This is a genomic window from Anoxybacillus sp. J5B_2022 (assembly GCF_026847645.1).
GTDB lineage: Bacteria > Bacillota > Bacilli > Bacillales > Anoxybacillaceae > Anoxybacteroides.
In genome coordinates this window covers 1-17,309 of the sequence record NZ_JAPSMC010000060.1, presented here as the reverse complement: position 1 = coordinate 17,309, position 17,309 = coordinate 1, and the positions used below count along the sequence as shown (strand labels likewise).

General features: G+C 41.2%; 21 protein-coding genes and 1 pseudogene. 15 read left to right on the top strand and 7 right to left on the bottom strand.

Annotation, left to right across the window (positions count from 1 at the left end):
• Window positions 1-307: 307 nt before the first annotated feature.
• Window positions 308-391: a putative holin-like toxin gene (locus M4I42_RS17185; RefSeq protein WP_366845683.1), complete on the top strand. Its 84-nt coding sequence runs from the start codon at window positions 308-310 to the stop codon at window positions 389-391.
• Between the two features lie 779 nt (window positions 392-1,170).
• Here M4I42_RS17185 and M4I42_RS13865 read toward each other — a convergent pair.
• Window positions 1,171-1,806 (bottom strand): YitT family protein, encoded by a 636-nt coding sequence (locus M4I42_RS13865; RefSeq protein ID WP_268852703.1) that lies wholly within the window; start codon window positions 1,804-1,806, stop codon window positions 1,171-1,173.
• A gap of 164 nt (window positions 1,807-1,970) precedes the next feature.
• Here M4I42_RS13865 and M4I42_RS13860 point away from each other — a divergent pair, with 164 nt between their 5' ends.
• Together M4I42_RS13860 and M4I42_RS13855 are read left to right on the top strand one after the other, a co-directional pair.
• Window positions 1,971-2,420, top strand: coding sequence for an Lrp/AsnC family transcriptional regulator (locus M4I42_RS13860; protein ID WP_268852702.1), 450 nt, complete (start codon window positions 1,971-1,973; stop codon window positions 2,418-2,420).
• A 239-nt stretch (window positions 2,421-2,659) separates the two neighbouring features.
• A complete protein-coding gene (locus M4I42_RS13855; protein WP_268852701.1) occupies window positions 2,660-2,764 on the top strand; it encodes a putative holin-like toxin in 105 nt (34 codons plus the stop codon).
• 186 nt (window positions 2,765-2,950) lie between these two features.
• Here the strand turns inward: M4I42_RS13855 and M4I42_RS13850 are convergent.
• A pseudogene (locus M4I42_RS13850) lies at window positions 2,951-3,333 on the bottom strand (sigma-70 family RNA polymerase sigma factor); the annotation flags it as partial.
• A gap of 791 nt (window positions 3,334-4,124) precedes the next feature.
• Here M4I42_RS13850 and M4I42_RS13845 point away from each other — a divergent pair.
• From M4I42_RS13845 to M4I42_RS13835, 3 genes are read left to right on the top strand one after another with little or no spacing between them, the layout of a single operon-like run.
• On the top strand, window positions 4,125-4,703 hold the full coding sequence (locus tag M4I42_RS13845; RefSeq protein WP_268852700.1) for a hypothetical protein: 579 nt from the start codon (window positions 4,125-4,127) through the stop codon (window positions 4,701-4,703).
• Between the two features lie 6 nt (window positions 4,704-4,709).
• Window positions 4,710-5,261, top strand: a complete 552-nt coding sequence (locus M4I42_RS13840; RefSeq protein ID WP_268852699.1) for a hypothetical protein — start codon at window positions 4,710-4,712, stop codon at window positions 5,259-5,261.
• 12 nt (window positions 5,262-5,273) lie between these two features.
• A complete protein-coding gene (locus M4I42_RS13835; protein ID WP_268852698.1) occupies window positions 5,274-5,612 on the top strand; it encodes a hypothetical protein in 339 nt (112 codons plus the stop codon).
• A gap of 148 nt (window positions 5,613-5,760) precedes the next feature.
• On the opposite strand, the gene sigK is transcribed toward M4I42_RS13835, so the two are convergent.
• Complete coding sequence (gene sigK, locus M4I42_RS13830) at window positions 5,761-6,471, bottom strand: RNA polymerase sporulation sigma factor SigK (RefSeq protein WP_268852697.1); 711 nt, start codon at window positions 6,469-6,471, stop codon at window positions 5,761-5,763.
• 192 nt (window positions 6,472-6,663) lie between these two features.
• Here sigK and M4I42_RS13825 point away from each other — a divergent pair, with 192 nt between their 5' ends.
• The 4 genes from M4I42_RS13825 to ytvI all read left to right on the top strand — a co-directional run bounded on the left by M4I42_RS13825 (window position 6,664) and on the right by ytvI (window position 10,571).
• Window positions 6,664-7,929 carry a cation:dicarboxylate symporter family transporter gene (locus tag M4I42_RS13825; protein WP_268852696.1) on the top strand — a complete coding sequence of 422 codons (1,266 nt, stop codon included), beginning with the start codon at window positions 6,664-6,666 and terminating at the stop codon, window positions 7,927-7,929.
• Between the two features lie 128 nt (window positions 7,930-8,057).
• Window positions 8,058-8,651, top strand: a complete 594-nt coding sequence (locus M4I42_RS13820; protein ID WP_268852695.1) for a DedA family protein — start codon at window positions 8,058-8,060, stop codon at window positions 8,649-8,651.
• Window positions 8,652-8,670: 19 nt separating this feature from the next.
• On the top strand, window positions 8,671-9,450 hold the full coding sequence (locus M4I42_RS13815; RefSeq protein ID WP_268852694.1) for an undecaprenyl-diphosphate phosphatase: 780 nt from the start codon (window positions 8,671-8,673) through the stop codon (window positions 9,448-9,450).
• A 98-nt stretch (window positions 9,451-9,548) separates the two neighbouring features.
• Window positions 9,549-10,571 carry a sporulation integral membrane protein YtvI gene (gene ytvI, locus M4I42_RS13810; RefSeq protein ID WP_268852693.1) on the top strand — a complete coding sequence of 341 codons (1,023 nt, stop codon included), beginning with the start codon at window positions 9,549-9,551 and terminating at the stop codon, window positions 10,569-10,571.
• A 205-nt stretch (window positions 10,572-10,776) separates the two neighbouring features.
• Here ytvI and motB read toward each other — a convergent pair whose 3' ends face one another.
• From motB to pssA, 3 genes are all read right to left on the bottom strand, one after another.
• Window positions 10,777-11,532, bottom strand: coding sequence for a flagellar motor protein MotB (motB, locus tag M4I42_RS13805; protein ID WP_268852692.1), 756 nt, complete (start codon window positions 11,530-11,532; stop codon window positions 10,777-10,779).
• Complete coding sequence (gene motA, locus M4I42_RS13800; RefSeq protein WP_268852691.1) at window positions 11,525-12,316, bottom strand: flagellar motor stator protein MotA; 792 nt, start codon at window positions 12,314-12,316, stop codon at window positions 11,525-11,527. Before motA ends, motB begins: the two co-directional genes overlap by 8 nt.
• A gap of 178 nt (window positions 12,317-12,494) precedes the next feature.
• The gene (gene pssA, locus M4I42_RS13795) at window positions 12,495-13,034 is read right to left on the bottom strand and encodes a CDP-diacylglycerol--serine O-phosphatidyltransferase (protein WP_268852690.1); all 540 of its coding nucleotides are present in this window, start codon (window positions 13,032-13,034) and stop codon (window positions 12,495-12,497) included.
• A 121-nt stretch (window positions 13,035-13,155) separates the two neighbouring features.
• Here pssA and M4I42_RS13790 point away from each other — a divergent pair, with 121 nt between their 5' ends.
• Window positions 13,156-13,935 (top strand): phosphatidylserine decarboxylase, encoded by a 780-nt coding sequence (locus tag M4I42_RS13790; RefSeq protein ID WP_268852689.1) that lies wholly within the window; start codon window positions 13,156-13,158, stop codon window positions 13,933-13,935.
• A 99-nt stretch (window positions 13,936-14,034) separates the two neighbouring features.
• Here the strand turns inward: M4I42_RS13790 and M4I42_RS13785 are convergent, their stop codons facing one another.
• Window positions 14,035-14,175, bottom strand: a complete 141-nt coding sequence (locus tag M4I42_RS13785) for a sporulation histidine kinase inhibitor Sda (protein ID WP_066326297.1) — start codon at window positions 14,173-14,175, stop codon at window positions 14,035-14,037.
• Between the two features lie 339 nt (window positions 14,176-14,514).
• On the opposite strand from M4I42_RS13785, the gene M4I42_RS13780 reads away from it, so the two are divergent.
• The 4 genes from M4I42_RS13780 to yhbY are packed head-to-tail and all read left to right on the top strand — an operon-like array spanning window position 14,515 to window position 17,280.
• Window positions 14,515-15,030, top strand: a complete 516-nt coding sequence (locus tag M4I42_RS13780) for a YqeG family HAD IIIA-type phosphatase (protein ID WP_268852688.1) — start codon at window positions 14,515-14,517, stop codon at window positions 15,028-15,030.
• 4 nt (window positions 15,031-15,034) lie between these two features.
• Window positions 15,035-16,129: a ribosome biogenesis GTPase YqeH gene (yqeH, locus tag M4I42_RS13775; RefSeq protein WP_268852687.1), complete on the top strand. Its 1,095-nt coding sequence runs from the start codon at window positions 15,035-15,037 to the stop codon at window positions 16,127-16,129.
• Between the two features lie 21 nt (window positions 16,130-16,150).
• Window positions 16,151-16,993 (top strand): shikimate dehydrogenase, encoded by an 843-nt coding sequence (gene aroE, locus M4I42_RS13770; protein WP_268852686.1) that lies wholly within the window; start codon window positions 16,151-16,153, stop codon window positions 16,991-16,993.
• Entirely contained in the window at window positions 16,987-17,280 is a 294-nt protein-coding gene (yhbY, locus tag M4I42_RS13765) for a ribosome assembly RNA-binding protein YhbY (RefSeq protein ID WP_268852685.1), read from the top strand. Before aroE ends, yhbY begins: the two co-directional genes overlap by 7 nt.
• Window positions 17,281-17,309 lie beyond the last annotated feature (29 nt).

Here is a 17,309-nt window from a genome sequence, read left to right as displayed (position 1 = left end):
GTTTGGAGTAGCTTGACATGGAGCCTCTACGGATATGTTGTCTAGCGAAAGCGGTGAGTTCCAGCCCTTGTTTCGCTAGACAACAAGCCTAACATGTCCGCCACTCCATGTAAAGCCAGTGCTTCTGATTTTATAAGTATATTCTAATCTAGAATGATTAGATAATGTGCAAAACAAATAATTTGCAAATTTACAGCAGGGACTGAATAATTACGTTATGCTCTATATGTGATATAATGTAAAAGTAATAGATGTGGGAACTCAAGGGTGGATCGGCGTAACCCCTTATAGAAAGGGGGTGACGCGAATGACAGTGTTTGAAGCGTTGATGTTTGCGATTGCTTTCGCGAGTCTAATCGTTTCAATATTGTCTTTTCACCAAAAGAAATAATCCACCCCTGAGTTAGCGGCTTGAGGGTGGATTATTCCCGACTCTATGCCGATCCCCCTTAAAGGGAACCGTCTATTGCAGGACCGATGGTGTTGCAGCACCGTCGGTCTTATTTAGTAATTATGCAATACCTAACTTCATTATACACGCTATTGCATGAAAAATAAAGGAAAATCACAAGCGTGTTGATTAAACAATAAAAACAGTTAACATCGCTCTATTCCTAGCTTTTACTGAAGATGCTAGGGCTATTCATTATGAAACGGAGGGAAGACATGGACGATTTACTGCGTTGTATGACAACACGTTGAGATAGGGGTATTATCTGAACGGAGCGGGATGTAAAGAATACTTGTTTCTTAATGTTCTTTGGATTAGCAATGTATTATCTGAACGGAGTGGGAGAGAACTTTTTGGTGAGATATATAGAAATCCTTAATTATTCGTCCTGAAATTCATAAATTGTTCAAAACCTTGCGGCAGAGCTGGCCCTTTTTCCGTGTAAAATAAAGATAAAGAACCGGCAAGAGGGAGGAATTTGGGATGTTCGCAATGGTGATGGGGATTGTTATTACAGTATCAATTGCATTAATTATTAGCGCAGAAGTGAGCGTAGAAGCATAATAAGAGCGGCCTCTAAAAAGGGGCCGCTTTTGTCGTTTGTGCACATCGATTAGATGGTTTCCATGTGTGGAGTGGTACAAGGGCAAATGAGCACATTATTTCTGTTAAGTGTTGTCGTTCTCTGCCTGAATAAGAATGCTTGTTGCCGTAGAGTGTTAGTTCATTCCGATGGTCGTCTTGACCGGGTATCGGTTGACATGACTATTGCTTGCAGTAGATTTGTTGCTAATGGCAATCTTGTTTTTAAAATAGCTAATGATACTCGACGTAATAGCAATGGACAAAATAGATAGCAAGCCTTGCCAAAACCCTATGGAATAAAACCCTAAGGACACGACAACAAAATCGAGGATGAAATTGATGATTCCAGGATTCCAATTCCGTCTTTTTTGAAGGATCAGAGCAAGAATATTAAATCCCCCAAGCGAAGCGCGATTCATAAATAATGTCGACAGTCCAAACCCGATAATAACCCCACCTGTCACAGCACCTATAGACATCGGTATGGAAAAAGAAGGGAGAATCCAATCCATTCCTACTGTCATGGCAGACAATAATGTGACAGAAAGAATCGTGGAAAGTGTAAAGTTCCAGCCCATGTTCCTAACTGAAAGCACATAAAAAGGAATGTTAATAAGGAAAAACACTACTCCAAAAGGGAGGTTAGAAAGATAACTCATAATCAAAGAAAGTCCTGCCGTTCCTCCGGTTAAAACATGCGAATGATGTAAAATACTCGTCCCAACACTTGTCAAAAAGCATCCTAACACGATATAAAATGATCTCTTCATACCTTTCACCTTACTGAACAATTTCAACATATGCTAATCTGTGATTATTATGATACAATCTATATTGCAAGTTTTGTATGCAAAAATAAATATTTTATGTTATATAAATTTACATATTGAATATATTTTGTGGAAATATCCTTCATTATGAGAGGTGTGTAAAAATGGATCCAATCGATGTTAGTTTGCTTCGTTTTTTACAAGAAAATGGTCGCGTGACTATTAGTGAACTTTCTAAACAATTATCGTTGAGCCGTCCGAGCATTACCGAACGATTGCTTCGACTCCAAGAAAGAGGAGTCATCGAAGGATTCACTGCTCGAGTATCACCAGCGGCAGTAGGAAGAGATACGCTTTTAATCATCCAAATCAGCGACCTTAAAGTACCTGTATCCGAGTTTGAAAAAATAATTGCCGAAGATTCGGATATTATTGAATGCCATCGTGTTACAGGCCACATCAGCTATTTCATTAAGGCGGCTGTACAAGGAATAGATGGTTTGCGTTTGCTTGTAGATCGACTGATCCCTTACGGCAATGTACATACTTCAGTCGTTTTAACCTCTCCTGTTACCTTTCGCTCGATCCTGCCTAAATCAGAAACGCGGGCATAGGCTTTTATACTTTGTGAATGAGGGGAAGCGGATGATGGGTAACGTGATTGGGATGTGTGCTGTCCTTTCCCGAATTTTATCGAAGATTGATGCAATAAAAACTAATCACTGGAAGAAGTGATCAGCTTTCGTTTTTGCATTTCGTAGAAATATTTGTTCGAACATGATACAACCACGGTAAGCAGCTACATAAGCAGGGTGGGCGGTTGGCCACTTCCCGATGGAGGGAGGTGGAAAAAATGACGACGTATGAAGCATTAAGCTTAGTTGCTCAATTTAGTTTAGTGCTAATAGGAACGCTAACAATGATTATCACGATAGTCGTGTATATAAAAAAGAAATAACCGTCCCCCCCCTAGGCCAAAGGTGTGACGGTTATTTCAATCGCACTTAAAGGCTGGCCGCTCTTCTTGCGGCATGTAGTTGCGCTGACCGGGTGTTTGTAACACCCGGTCTTTTTTGTTTTATGCTTTTCTTAGCACCATTATACACAAAGCAAGGTGCATATTCAACGGAATTTGTGGACATAACTACCGCTTCTTCTCTTTTTCATTCCGATAAAACTCATGAAAAATTTTCATCAATGCGCGTTTTTCGATGCGGGAGACGTAGCTTCTCGAGATGCCGAGTTCTTTGGCGATTTCGCGCTGCGTTTTTTCTTTTTGCAAATTTAGCCCGAACCGGCTGACGATGACTTCTTTTTCGCGGTCATCTAACGGTCATCTAATACGTCAATATACTTTCGCACTTGCTCAATTTCCATATTTAATTGAATCTCGTCCGCGACATCTTCTCCTTCTGATTTAAGCACGTCAATTAAACTAATTTCATTTCCATCACGGTCTTGCCCGATCGGTTCATGCAGGGATACATCCTTTTTCGTTTTTTTCAACGAACGAAGATGCATCAATAACCCCTGCGGCGTTAGAGGCGATTGCCCTACAGTCGCAAGGATGGCCACGAGTCATCAATACGTTAACGATGATATACGGCTACCAGCTAAAAGGACGTGGTTGACGAAGAAATTGTTCGAATGGCTCCTCTCTTCCTTCCGATGCTCGCCTGAGATACTGTACAAAGGCTCGGAAAAAGCGTGCAAAATCCGAGAGAATTCGCGAACATTTTGCGCGGTATTTCCGATTTTCGTCCAAAATAATTTGAAAAAGTAGTTCTGAAATAGCATGTTAATTTACATTATTCCTTTAAGGTGGAAATACTTTTGTCTCTACTAATCCGAAATCATTGCAGAACAGAAGGAAAATCTCTGCTTGTATAACAATATTTGTTGTAAGTTAATCTCAGAATAGTTATATTATTGGTTCATCATCACAACATGTACTTGACGAGTGATACGCTTTCCTGAACAAGAATGTGAAAAAATCATTAATTTGCTGATTCTTCCTCATACGCATCAATGGATTGCGTTATAAAAAATCAAGTACAACTTGTGGTGAAAAGTCGTATTATTTAATTATTGCTAATATTATAAATATTTATTATAATGTAATAAATTAGCATTTTTTAAAAAAGGAGGTTCATCACCGAAAGATGTACTTGACTTTTAAAGTAAATTATGATATCGACATTATTCAAATAAGACGAATGGTAAAAAATGAAAAAAATGATCGTTTTAATTTTACGTATCATGAACATTTTTCTTTGTCAAGTACATTTTGTGGTGAAGAGCCAAAAAGGAGGAATTAAGTGAAGATGTTGAGTAAGTTTATTGCTCTAACAGGTATTGTGTGTTTTGTGTTATTTTTCACCATTTTTTCAAGTACAACTTATGCTCATACTGTGAGTAATAATGGTAGTGAAAGTGAAGGATGGGTACACGGAACCCATGCAACCAGTAAAACTCAAAAATATTTCTATGTAGTGGGAACGGAGCAATTTTGGAGAGATCGATTTAATAATGGTGCTTCCTACACATCATCTGAAACTGGTAATCAATTAAAAATGGTGAACGACTCTGCAATAAATACGAATAATTATGTAGAAGCTCAAAATGTAAGTAATGCAACGTGGGTGGCTAGAACTGTTTACAATACTTCAGGTCAGCATAAAACAACTTGGTGGATTCAATTTAATAGCGCTTATAAAAACGAATATTCAAACTCACAATGGGATAGAATTGCACAGCATGAAATTACCCACGTATTTGGTCTTAAAGATTTGTATGAAAATTATAATGATTACCGTCTGATGTGGTGGCAAGCCGGTAATTACACTGGTTTGACAACTGCAGAGAAAAATGGACTTAAATATATTTGGGGGTACTAAAAAATTATGAAGAAAAGTATAATAGGGTGTTTTTTGTTAGTTTCAGTAATTGCGGTATATTTCTCATATTCTAGTAGCCACTCATTGAAAAAGAGTAATAGTAATGAAGTTGTTAGCGGGGAATCTTATTCTTCGACAGTTGAACCAGAAAAAGTTTATTCAGAAGCCACATTTCCCAATTATTCACTTAAGGAATTGAAAGACAAGGCATTGTTTATAGTAAAAGGAGTTCCTGTACAAGTTACAGATGAGTACATGGTCGAAGGAGACATCCCTTTTACCGAGTATGAATTTAAAGTGGATAAAGTTTATAAGGGGGATAAAGCAATACAATCCACTGCAATTAAAGTATTACAAGATGGAAATGAATTAAATGAATTCATAGATCACCCATTAATGGAATTAAATAAAGAATACCTCCTTTTCCTTAAGAAGAGCAGTGATGGACACCTAATCATGGTTGGGGGACCAAATGGTAAATTCACCTATAATTCTAAATCAAATAAGTATGAATCGTTAAATGGTATTACATTTGATGATCCATCACAATTACCGTAAAATGGTGAAAATATGAGAAAAACATTCATCTATATTCTGATATTACTAATTGGATTAATGGCTGGCTGTTCAAATAGTTCTGAAAGAGCGTATGCTGCTATCTTATTTATTGAGGGTAAGGAATATTACGGACAAAAGATCGTTAATAAAGATCAATATACAATCCAAGCTGAAATTGGTAAAGTAAAATTTAGAGTTGATAAAGAAACGTTGCCAAAACAGAATTTCTCGTCAAACTCATTAGAAGTGGGAACACCAATATATAGTGTAAAAGAGGATAAAAATATTCTTCTCGTAAAACTCTCTGACGAAAAGTATCAAATCTTTTCAGAAAAGGCGATTGAAAACTGAGTGAATATTCGGCTATAAAGCCTTGCATTTACCTTCCAGATAATTTTCAACTTGGTCAATTAGGGGAAGCGATCCGAAAAGCGGTTGAGCTATCTCAGCTTTGATCAATACAAAATGGAGGCTTGCGTGCAGCAGCCTCCATTTTTCGTTACCGCTTCTTCTCTTTTTCATTCCGATAAAACTCATGAAAAATTTTCATCAATGCGCGTTTTTCGATGCGGGAGACGTAGCTTCTGGAGATGCCGAGTTCTTTGGCGATTTCGCGCTGCGTTTTTTCTTTTTGCAAATTTAGCCCGAACCGGCTGACGATCACTTCCTTTTCCCGCTCATCGAGCACTTCAATATACTTTCGTACTTGTTCGATTTCCATATTCAAATGAATTTCATCTGCCACATCTTCTCCTTCTGATTTGAGCACATCAATTAAACTAATTTCATTTCCATCGCGATCTTGCCCAATCGGCTCATGGAGCGATACGTCCTTTTTTGTTTTCTTGAGCGAACGAAGATGCATCAATATTTCATTTTCAATACAACGAGCGGCATAGGTCGCAAGTTTCGTTCCTTTTCCTTGGGAGTAGCTTTCAATCGCTTTAATTAACCCGATTGTACCGATTGAGATTAAATCTTCCGCCTCTTCACCGGTATTTTCAAATTTTTTCACAATGTGTGCAACAAGCCGCAAATTATGCTCGATTAGTAGATTACGAGCTTCTTCATCGCCTTCTGCCATTCGCTGCAAATACATCTCTTCTTCTTGCGCACTTAACGGTTGGGGAAACGCATTGTTTTTAATATATGAAACGAAAAACATTAACTCTTTAATGACATACGCTAGCGCAGACAAAATGCCGGACATCTCTCCACCCCACCCTCATCAATTTAGGCACAAGGCCGTTAGTTATATATATGAACGAGAAAGACTGTCCGTGTTTGGACATTTTAAAAAAACAAAGGAAATAATTTACATTATTATGTGAATATTCTTGACATAACAAAATGAACATATTAGAATAGCTTTGTTATTTTATGTGCAAAAGGGGGTAGACAAATGAAAAGAATAGGATTAGCATGGCAAATTTTTATTGGCTTGCTTCTTGGGATTGCGGTAGGAGCAGCTTTTTACGGGAATCCAGAAGTTGCGACGTATTTGCAACCGGTAGGCGATATTTTCCTTCGTTTAATTAAAATGATCGTCATTCCAATTGTTATATCAAGTTTAATCGTCGGCGTCGCGAACGTTGGTGATATTAAAAAACTTGGAAAATTGGGTGGAAAAACAATTTTATATTTTGAAATTATTACTACAATAGCAATTGTTGTCGGACTGTTAGCGGCAAACGTGTTTCATCCAGGGACAGGCGTTAACATGAAGACGCTTGAAAAAACGGACATTCAAGCATATGTTGATACGACACATGAAGTACAAAGCCACTCGATGATCGATACCGTTGTCAACATCGTGCCGAAAAACATTTTTGAAGCGCTTTCGACTGGAAACATGTTGGCAATTATTTTCTTCTCGGTGATGTTTGGATTAGGTGTTGCGGCCATTGGAGAAAAAGGAAAAGTAGTGTTACAGTTTTTCCAAGGGACAGCGGACGCGATGTTTTATATGACGAATCAAATTATGAAATTTGCGCCGTTCGGTGTGTTTGCCTTAATCGGTGTCACCGTTTCCAAATTTGGCGTTCAATCGCTCATTCCACTTAGCAAACTTGTCATCGTTGTATACGCTACGATGATATTTTTCGTCGTTGTTGTGCTTGGCATCGTCGCCAAACTTGTGAAAGTGAACTTGTGGCACATGATTAAAATTTTAAAAGACGAACTTGTGTTAGCTTACAGTACGGCAAGTTCGGAAACGGTATTGCCGAAAATCATGGAGAAAATGGAAAAATTCGGCTGTCCGAAGGCGATTACGTCATTCGTCATTCCGACAGGGTATTCTTTTAACTTAGATGGCTCTACGCTGTATCAAGCGTTAGCGGCAATTTTTATCGCGCAGTTGTATGGCATTGATATGCCAATTTCGCAACAACTTTCGCTTTTATTAGTCTTAATGGTTACGTCGAAAGGGATTGCCGGTGTGCCAGGCGTTTCGTTCGTTGTGTTATTGGCGACGCTTGGAACGGTCGGTATTCCAGTCGAAGGGTTAGCGTTTATCGCAGGCATCGACCGGATTTTAGATATGGCGCGCACAGCGGTCAACGTTATCGGCAACTCGCTCGCAGCTGTTGTCATGTCAAAGTGGGAAGGGCAATATAACGAAGAAAAAGCAGCTCAATATGTCAATGAAGTGGTTAAAAGTGCATAACCGAAATCGTGGCTACCTCATGAGTGAGGTGGCCGAATTTTTTTATTTTTTTTCTTTTTACGGTATAGTATAATTTACTGTTGAATATGGTATAACAAGAGCTTGGCTTATACATAGGAGGAAATAGGATGCACGAGTTCATTCAAACAATTTTTACGTTTCTCGTTGATTTAGGGTACATCGGAATTGCGCTTGCTTTAATGATTGAAGTCATTCCGAGCGAAATTGTGTTAGCGTATGCGGGATATTTAGTGTCGCGAGGAGAAGTGTCTTTTGTCGGCGCGGTCATCGCTGGAACGATCGGTGGCACGATTGCACAACTTTTTCTTTATTGGATGGGACTTTACGGAGGTCGGCCGTTTTTAGATAAATACGGAAAATACTTGTTGATTAAGAAAAAGCATCTTGATTTGTCAGAAGAATGGTTCCAAAAATACGGACCGGGTGTCATTTTTACCGCAAGATTTATTCCCGTTGTCCGTCATGCGATTTCAATTCCGGCCGGCATTGCGAAAATGTCATGGTCTAAATTTACTTTATATACTGTAGGGGCTGTTATTCCTTGGTCGATTTTCTTTATTTTTCTTGGTGATCGGTTAGGAAGTAACTGGCAAGAAATTAACGAAATTGCTCAACCGTATTTGCGTCCGGTGGCGCTCGGGGCGCTCATCATTATGGTGCTGTACATTGTCGTTCAGCTTTATCGCCGCCAAAAAAGATAACGGGTAGGAGAGGGGAGCTATGACCAAACTGGAAGCATTGATTTTAGGGCTCATTCAAGGCGTCACGGAATTTTTGCCAATTAGCAGCACCGGCCATTTATATTTAGGACGGCATTTATTCGGCTTGGACGAAGCTGGGCTGTTCCTAGACACAATGCTTCATATCGGGACATTGCTTGCCGTGTTAGTCATTTACAAAGAAGAACTGCTTTACATCCTTCGTAAGCCACTCAGCAAACTCACCTTTTTATTGATCATTGGCACAGTGCCAGTCGTGGTCGTCGGTCTGTTATTTAAAGATTATTTTGAAGAAATTTCAAAAACTGGCGCCACAATTGGTTGGGAGTTTTTGCTTACGGGCGTATTTCTTTGGTTTTCAGACAGTATAAAAAATGGCGATAAGCGAATGGAAAATATCACGTACACGGATGCGTTCGTCATCGGTGCGTTTCAAGCGGCGGCGATTTTCCCGGCCATTTCTCGTTCAGGGCTCACGATTGTCGGCGGATTAGTCCGCAAGCTTGATCGTGAAACGGCGGCGTATTTTTCCTTCCTATTATCGATTCCAGCGATTGCGGGGGCAATTGTGTTGCAATCGTTTGATCTGCTTGAAGGGAAAGCAGAATCTATTTCCGAAAGTGCGTTATTCGTCGGAACGGTTTCCTCCGCGTTGTCTGGTTACATCGCCGTCCGCTGGATGATCCACTATTTGCAAAAGCACTCGCTAAAAATGTTTGCGGTCTATGTATGGATTCTCGGCTTGATTGTCTTGGCTTTTCAACTGACGGGAAGATTTTAAAAAACGGCCCGTAGCGGCCGTTTTTGTTGATATATGGGGATTGTTATATTATCATTAAAAATGGAAACGAAAAAGAAATGGGTTGAATGAGACACATGTTGAAAAAATGGTTTGTTTTGGCAATATTAGCATCGATTGCATTCTTTTTACTCCCATATAGTTTACCGCTCGTTTTAGCGTTTATTACTGCGTTTTTACTCGAGCCGTTTGTGCAAAAATTGCAAACTGATCGCTTGAAACGAATTCACGCCGTGACGATCGTCTTTTCGCTGTTTTTACTGGCGATAGGGGGACTTTCTTATTTTATTGTAGCTATTCTCGTCGAGCAGACGATTATGTTTTCGCAAAAGATGCCATCTCTTTTGTCAGAGATGACAGCGGTCGTGAATCATTTAATTCGAAAGTGGCAGTCATACTCTAGTTCGATTCCGCACGAAATTATTGTTTCGCTCGAAAACAGCGTCGAAACGCTCAAAAATATGCTTTTGTCGTTTGCGACGAATTTGACGCAATCGATGATTCGCTACGTGGCGATGATCCCTGAGTTTTTAATCCATTTTCTCGTCTATTTAGTCGCCCTGTTTCTTATTAGTTTAGATTGGCCACGGCTGAAAAAATCACTCGAAAAGCATTTGTCCGAACGAACAAAGCAGCGGTTAACGATTATTATGACGCAATTGAGCCGTGCGGGAATTGGTTTTATTAAGGCGCAATTTTTGTTGAGCGTCATTACGTTTCTGCTTGCATTAGGTGGATTGCTCATGTTACGAGTCGATTATCCGCTTCTTTTTTCCTTTTTAATCGTGATTGTCGACATTTTGCCGATTTTAGGAACAGGCTCGGTGCTTGTGCCGTGGGGGATTTTAAATATTGCCAACGGACACGGGGCGACAGGGATTGGTCTTATTGTTTTGTTTGTCGTCATTACGGTCATCCGTCGGACGATTGAACCGAAAATTTTCTCTTCCAACTTAGGCATTAGCCCGTTAGCGGCGCTCGTGAGCGTCTATTTAGGCTTCCGCCTGCTCGGCTTTATCGGTCTATTCGTCGGCCCTGCCCTTGTCATTGTTATTGAGGCAATGGTCAAAGCGGGGATCATTAAGTTTTCGTTTAAAATATAAAATAGCGTAGCCTTGCTATGAAAAAAGCTGACAACGTTTCCTTGTCAGCTTTTTTGATGAAATATAGAGTGGTAACAACGGTCTACGGATAGCTGGTCGCTCCTAGCCCTGTTGCGCCAAGCAACTCTCCTCCGTCGAAGTTAAAAGCTTCTCTTGTCGGAAGGACGTTTGGCTCCGAGAGCTGACCTATCGTCTCCGCTTTTCTTTATTTAGCAGTAGTCGTATTTGGCACGACTAAAATTTCCACGCGACGGTTTTTCATTCTTCCTTCTGGTGTTGCATTGGAGGCAATCGGCTTGAATTCCCCGTACCCTTTGGCACTAAACCAACGCGGATCAAGCTGCTTGTTTTCTAAAAGCAGTTTCATAAAATTTACTGCCCGCATGACGCTTAACTCCCAGTTCGATGAAAATTTTGAATTGTGAATCGGGACATTATCCGTATGACCACTAATGATAATATTGCGTGGTGGATTCATGACGAGCAGGCGGGAAATTTCGACAGCGATTTGCTTATCTTCTGGCTTTACTTCTGCGCTTCCAGAATCAAACAAAATATCATTTGCGATAGTGATTAATAATCCTTCTTCGGTTAAGGTCGTTTTTAATTCGCTCTGCAAATGCTGACTGTTAACGTACTGATTGATTTTAGCTTGAAGTTCCCGCAACCCTTCTTGTTCGACGAGGTTTTGTTGTTCGTTTTTTGTTAAGCGCTCTTTGTTCGGAACAGATGTCTGCGGGTTGTTTTGTTCGACCGGGCTTGGGAAATCAAATACACCAAGCCCGCCCGCCAACGCGCTGTTTAAGGAGCGGGCGATTTCTTGGAATTTTTTTTGGTCAATTTGGCTGCTCGCAAACAGCACGATAAATAGCGCTAAAAGCAATGTTAAAAGGTCGGCATACGGAATGAGCCACGTTTCATCAATATGTTCTTCGTGATGATGTTTCTTTTTTTTACTCATTTTTTGCCTCTCCCTGTCCTAATATTTTCTTGCGTTCGCTTTCCGGGAGATAGGAGGCTAGTTTTTGCTCAATTGCCCGAGGAGCTTGTCCTTCTAAGATCGACAACACCCCTTCAATCATGATTTCTTTCACTTTTACTTCTTCTTTCGACTTCCGCTTTAGCTTGTTGGCGAACGGATGCCATAATACGTAACCGGTGAAGATCCCCATTAACGTTGCGACGAACGCTGCACTAATTGCACGTCCAAGCTCGCCCACATTGTCCATATTACCCAACGCGGCGATTAACCCGACGACCGCCCCTAATACCCCGAGCGTTGGCGCATACGTCCCTGCTTGGGTAAAAATCGCAGCATTAGCTTGATGACGTTCTTCCATTGCAGCAATTTCTTCGGACATGACATCACGGATAAAGTCTTGCGTCTGTCCGTCGATTGCTAAGCTAAGCCCGTTACGCAAGAACGGGTCTTCGATCTCTGCCACTTTCGCTTCTAATGCTAACAATCCTTCACGACGAGCGATGTTCGCCCACTCGACAAACAGCGGGATAAGCTCTTCAACGGTTGGAATTTTTTGTTCTTTAAAGATTACGCCGAATAATTTCGGTAACCGTTTAATATCGCGGGTAGGGAAGGCGATCGTCACCGACGCGGCTGTTCCGACGATGATAATTAAAAACGCAGCAGGGTTGACCAATACGCTTGGGCTAACCCCTTTGAAATACATCCCGACCCCTACGGCAATAATTCCGAGAATAATTCCAATAATCGATGTTTTGTCCAAAAACAATCCCCCCGTTAATTCATTACAACATCCAAATATCGTTGGTGATGGGAACAATCACATTCATTGTTCAAATTTATCATATAATTAATACGAAAGATTGAAAAGGGAAAATGGTATGAATCGCAAAATTTCTATAAGTAGAAAAGGCCGCCCACTCACTGGACAGCCTCGGTCGTTACACCTTTTTCAATTTAAATGTCCCAACCATTAAAAACGATAACGTCATTATTAAGAAAGGGAAAAACTGCGGCGGAAAATAATGAACTCCTAAATAGCTTAACGTCAGCAACACGCCTGCAGCGGTAATCGGTAATCCAGAAAAATAGCCGTTATTTTCTGTAATGTTAAAGCGTGCGAGGCGGAACGCGCCGCAACCGATGTATAAAATCGTGAAAAACGCACCCGGCACGCCAAAATCTTGCAATAAACTTTGATAAAGCAATAGTGCAGGTGCTACTCCAAATGATATAATATCACTCATTGAGTCTAATTGTTTGCCGAGTTCTGATTCAATGCCGAGCTTCCGCGCTACCGTTCCATCGAACCGGTCAGCGAGCGCAGCGAGAAAAATAAACAACAAGCTGGCGTTCAACTGCCCCTTCATGGTGAATAAGACGGAAAAGCCGCCTAGCGTCAAATTGGTGAGGGTCAATATGTTCGCGGTGTTCGCTTTCAGCTTTTTTAACGTATGATCAATATAATCGGATAAAAACATGTTTTCACGCTCCTTTTCACTATCGGACGAAACAACAAGATATACTTCCATTATACTCATTTTATTTATAATATGGGAAGTAGTAAAAGTTCATTCTAGAATAAATTGGAGGGAATATCGTTTGTTAAAATGGTTGTACCGGCTCATGATTGAGTTAACTAATCATGCGCTTTCATCGAAATTGCTTGCACTTTTTACACAATCGCGCCTAAGCGCCTGGCTCATTCCATCTTATGCAAAAGTGTATCAAATTAACCAGGAAGAAATGGAAAAAGATTTACGTCACTATCAAACGTTGCAACAGCTGTTTATTCGCAGGCTAAAAGCTGGCGCAAGACCGATTGATGAAACGCCTAATAGCATCGTCAGTCCTGTTGATGCGGTGATTGAAGACATCGGCATCATTAGCGAGCAAAAAGAAATCGTAGTGAAAGGAAAAACGTACTCGATTTCCGAAATGCTTGGAAGCGAAGCGGTTGCGGAAAAATATTTAAACGGTGTATTTATCATTTTATATTTAAGTCCAAGCCATTATCATCGCATTCATAGCCCAATCTCTGGGGTCGTCACAAAGCAATGGTCGCTCGGAAAACGTTCGTACCCAGTCAACCGGCTTGGATTGAAATACGGAAAAAAACCGCTAGCGAAAAATTACCGAATGATTACCGAGATCAATGCTGGAGGGAAGCATCTTGCGGTCGTCAAAGTGGGCGCGATGTTTGTCAACAGCATTGAATGGACGCATCCAAACGAATATTTAGTTAAAGGACAAGAAATGGCTTACTTTTCCTTTGGATCAACGGTTGTACTTCTATTTGAGAAAGACAGTGTGGAACTCGACGAACGAATCACCACCCCTATGGGCGTGAAAGTCGGTGAACGGATCGGGTATTGGAAATAAAAAGAGGAGGGGGTGTCATTTGAGCGAGCGGCAAAACGCGAATACAAAAGCATGAAGCGTCCTAGAAAACGGCAAACAAAAAGGAGCTTTATAGCTCCATTATGAAGAAAGTTTAATTTTATGTCCTAACGAGCGCCGGTGAATTTCTCTTTCGATTAACTCAATAAACTCAGGGTTCAGCTTTAACTCGACTGCCTTAAAATAAGATTCGATGAGCAAATCGTCCGATAAATGTTTCATGGCAAGAACCCTCCTTTAATAGTGGAATAAAAACGATAGTTGATATATATAATGGTAAGTTACTTTTACTTTACCATGACTGTTAGAAGAGAACAATCGTTCCGTTATCCACAATAAAAAGTGGATAACGTGTGGAAATGTTGTTTATAAACAGTAAAAAACAAGATAGAAAGCTTGTGGGTGATGTGGGTATAGTTATCCACAATTTATAAAAATGAGGAATTTTGTCGAAAAATTTTTCTATTTTGTATAAATGTGTCAAACTTTGTTTTGAAACGTTGTCGAAAATTAGGTATGATGGGAAAAGGCCAAACATGGAAATGAAAGGTGGAAATATGGGTGCTTCACTATTTTTTGCCGAACCAATATGCGAAAAGTGTATTAGACATCACGCCTAACGAACTGAAAGAAAAAGGGATTAAAGGGATTATTACCGATTTGGATAATACGCTTGTCGAATGGGATCGTCCTTCGGCAACGCCACAACTCGTCGAGTGGTTTGAAGAGATGAAAAAGAGCGGCATCCAAGTCGTCATTGTATCGAACAATAATAAACATCGGGTTCAGTCGTTTGCCGCTCCGCTCGATATTCCATTTATTTTTGAAGCGAGAAAGCCGTTGGAGCGAGCGTTTAGCGAAGCGTTGAAAAAGATGAACTTAAAAAAAGAAGAAGTCGTTGTCATCGGTGACCAGCTGTTAACAGACATATTAGGCGGTAACCGACTCGGACTGCACACGATTTTAGTCGTTCCGGTTGCGCAGACGGACGGATTTTGGACGCGATTCAATCGAAAAATTGAACGGCGGCTTTTACATATGATGAAACGAAAAGGGATGATTTATTGGGAGGAATGATGATATGATTCGCTGTATCGGGTGCGGAGTGCACATTCAGACAGAGAACGAAACAAAAATCGGCTATGCGCCTCCTTCGGCATTGGAGAAAGAAGAAATTATTTGTCAACGCTGTTTTCGGTTAAAGCACTATAATGAAATTCAAGACGTATCATTGACGGACGATGATTTTTTAAAAATTTTACATGAAATCGGTCAATCAGAAGCGCTCGTCGTTAAAATTGTTGATATTTTTGATTTTAACGGGAGCTGGCTGCCGGGATTACACCGTTTTGTCGGCAACAACCCGATTTTGCTTGTCGGCAACAAAGTCGATTTGCTTCCGAAATCGGTCAAATACCCAAAATTGATTCAGTGGATGAAACAATCGGCGAAAGAACTAGGGCTTAAGCCGGTCGATGTTTGTTTAATTAGCGCGGTAAAAGGAATCGGGATGCAGCGTGTAATGGAGGCGATTGAGCAGCATCGCGCAGGAAAAAACGTATATGTCGTTGGCTGTACAAACGTTGGCAAATCGACGTTTATTAACCGCATCATTCGCGAAGTAACGGGAGAAGGAAATGTCATTACGACATCGTATTTTCCTGGGACGACGCTTGATATGATTGAAATCCCGCTTGATGATGGGATGGCTATTTACGATACGCCAGGGATTATCAACCATCATCAAATGGCGCACTTTGTCGATAAAAAAGATTTAAAAACGATCACGCCGAAGCGAGAAATTCATCCGAAAGTATATCAACTAAACGAGCAACAAACGTTATTTTTTGGTGGGTTGGCGCGGCTTGATTATGTAAAAGGAGGCCGTCGTTCCTTTGTTTGTTATTTTGCGAATGATTTGTTGATCCACCGCACGAAGCTTGATCATGCGGATGAGCTTTACGAAAAGCAGCGTGGCGAATTGTTGCAGCCGCCGCGGAAAAGTTATGCCGACACGTTTCCGCCGCTTGTGGCCCATTCGTTTACGATTAAAGAAGCGAAAACGGATATCGTTTTTTCCGGCCTCGGCTGGGTGACGTGCAATGAACCGGGAGCCCAAATCGTCGCCTATGTGCCAAAAGGCGTGAATGTGTTGACGCGAAAATCGCTTATTTAACGGTGGAGGGAGAGAGGAGCAGTGAAACAGCTTTACGGGGTGATTGGTTGTCCGATTCACCACTCGCTATCGCCGCTTATGCATAACGATGCGTTTCAGCAGCTTGGAATCGATGCGCATTATCATGCGTTCCATGTCGAAAAAGAAAAGTTGCCAGCGGCGATCCAAGGAATAAAAGCGCTTGGCATCGCAGGCGTAAACGTCACGATTCCACATAAAACGGCGGTCATTCCGTTTTTGGACGAGATCGATGAGATGGCAAGGCGAATTGGTGCGGTCAATACGATTGTCAATGAAAATGGTCGCTTAATCGGCTATAATACAGATGGTCCGGGATTTGTGCGGGCGCTTGTGGAAGAAACGAAAACCGATATTCAAGGGAAGCGCATTTTATTGATTGGGGCAGGCGGAGCGGCAAGAGGAATTTATTTTGCGCTAGCCAATGCAGAGGCAGAACAGATTGATATTTGCAACCGCACGAAAAGCAATGCCGAACAGCTCATCGAAGCAAGCGACGTTTCGGTGGCCTCGCATGCCTATTCGCTCGAAGAAGCAGAAGCGCGGCTTTCGCAGTATGAGATCATCATTAATACCACCTCAGTCGGCCTTTATCCGGACGTGGAAGCGATGCCGCTTTCGTTAATGAATATGAACGAAAACACTGTCGTAAGCGACATCATCTATAATCCGTTAGAAACGAAATGGCTGAAGGAAGCGCGGCAGAAAGGTGCAATGGTGCAAAATGGCGTCGGCATGTTTGTTTATCAAGGAGCGCTTGCGTTTGAAAAATGGACGGGAATTTTTCCGGACGTCGAACGGATGAAACAAGTGGTCATTCAACAGTTAGGAGGAGCAACATGTTAACAGGTAAACAAAAACGTTTTTTACGGGCAGCGGCCCATCATTTAAAGCCGATTTTCCAAGTCGGAAAAGGTGGAGTCAATGAAAATATGGTGAAGCAAATTGTCGATGCGCTTGAGGCGCGCGAGCTAATTAAAGTGAGCGTGCTGCAAAACTGCGAAGACGATCGGGAAACCGTTGCGGAGCAACTTACAGCTGGCGCAGGTGCAGAGCTTGTTCAAACGATTGGCAACACGATCGTGCTGTATAAAGAGTCGAAAGAGAATAAACAAATTATTTTACCACGCTAAAAGACCCCGGCTCACAAGGAGAAGGGACG